The 1,454-nt window shown below is 53.6% G+C and carries 1 protein-coding gene; it reads right to left on the bottom strand.

Going from position 1 to position 1,454, the window contains the following annotated elements:
* The coding region (locus tag Xinn_RS20745) for an amino acid adenylation domain-containing protein (protein ID WP_153043430.1) at nt 1–1,454 on the bottom strand (1,454 nt) is incomplete at both ends.

Here is a 1,454-nt window from a genome sequence, read left to right as displayed (position 1 = left end):
GCGTCGATCCACTTTGCCATTCAGCGTCAGGGGAATGGTGTCCATAAACGTAAAACTGGCGGGCAGCATATAGTCCGGCAGGCGGTCAGATAAGTGTTCAGCCAGCGCTTCATCAGACACCGCTGTGTCTGCCACCAGATAAGCACTCAATACGCGATGACCATGATGCTGATGCTCAACAACGACTGCCTGTCTGATCTGCGGGTGAGCTGTCAGGGCACTTTCAATTTCACCTAATTCAATCCGGTAGCCCCGAATTTTGACCTGAAAATCATTGCGTCCCAGATATTCCAGTTCCCCGTCCGGCAGCCAGCGGACTAAATCACCGGTTCGGTACAGGCGGGTATAACCTTTGGTTTTATCTTCTGCGCTGGCAAAGGGATTTAAGACAAAACGTTCAGCGGTTAATTGCGGCTGGTTGAGATACCCGCGAGCAACACCGGCTCCGCCGACATACAGTTCCCCTGCTGCGCCGACAGGCACAGGCTGGCCGTGAGGATCAGGCACATACAGGCGGACGTTATGAATGGCTGTTCCGATATTGGTTGCCAGATCGCCGTGCTGATACAGTTTTCCGGTCGCACAGACGGTGATTTCTGTCGGGCCATACGCATTCACGATGCGGCTGTCCTGGCTGAAATAGTCCAGAAAACCCGCCGAAGGGGATTCTCCGGCCGTCACCAATAATTGCAGAGAAGGCAATACTGTGCCGGTTAAGACTTGCAGGATCGCGGGGGGGAGAGTCGCTATTTCAATGCCTTCCCGCTGGATCAGGGCGGCAATAGCAGGAGCGTTGCGCTCTGCTTCGCTGCAAAGGTACAGGGTATGCCCGTGCAGCAGGCTGAGAAACAGCTCTGATACCGAGGCATCAAAGACGTAAGCAGCAAACATTAAGCTCTTTTTGCTTTCTGTGGCATTAAAAGCTTTTGTAACCTGAAATAGCGCGGCTTGTGCGGTCACCATATGTGCCACATTCCGATGCTCAATCATGACCCCTTTCGGCTGACCGGTGGTGCCGGAGGTATAGATGATATAGGCCAAATCCGTCAGAGTGTTGATCGGTGTCGGATTTTCTGTGGGCTGGCTTGCTGTGTGGGTCGGGTCATCGGCGGCTATCAATATCGGTTGTGCTGTAAGCGATCGGCTGTAGTCTGCCAGCGTGGTCAGGTACTGTTGTTGGGTCAGTACGCAGGCAGCGGCGGTATCTGCCAGCAGGAATTGCACTCGTTCAGCCGGATATTCCGGTGAAACAGGGACATAAGCGCCTCCGGCCTTCAACACGGCCAGAATGCCAATCACCATTTCCGGGCTGCGGTCAAAGTAGAGGGCTATCGGGGTATCTGCCTGCATCACGTTATGTGTCTGTTGCTGATAGCGTTCACGGATCACATAAGCCAGTTGATTGGCTCGTTCGTTTAACTGACGATAGGTCAGCTTTTCACCTGCAAACACCA

It is taken from the genome of Xenorhabdus innexi (assembly GCF_002632485.1).
Classification (GTDB): domain Bacteria; phylum Pseudomonadota; class Gammaproteobacteria; order Enterobacterales; family Enterobacteriaceae; genus Xenorhabdus; species Xenorhabdus innexi.
The sequence above is the reverse complement of the archived record's forward strand: the minus strand, read 5'-3'. Positions and strand labels throughout refer to the sequence as shown.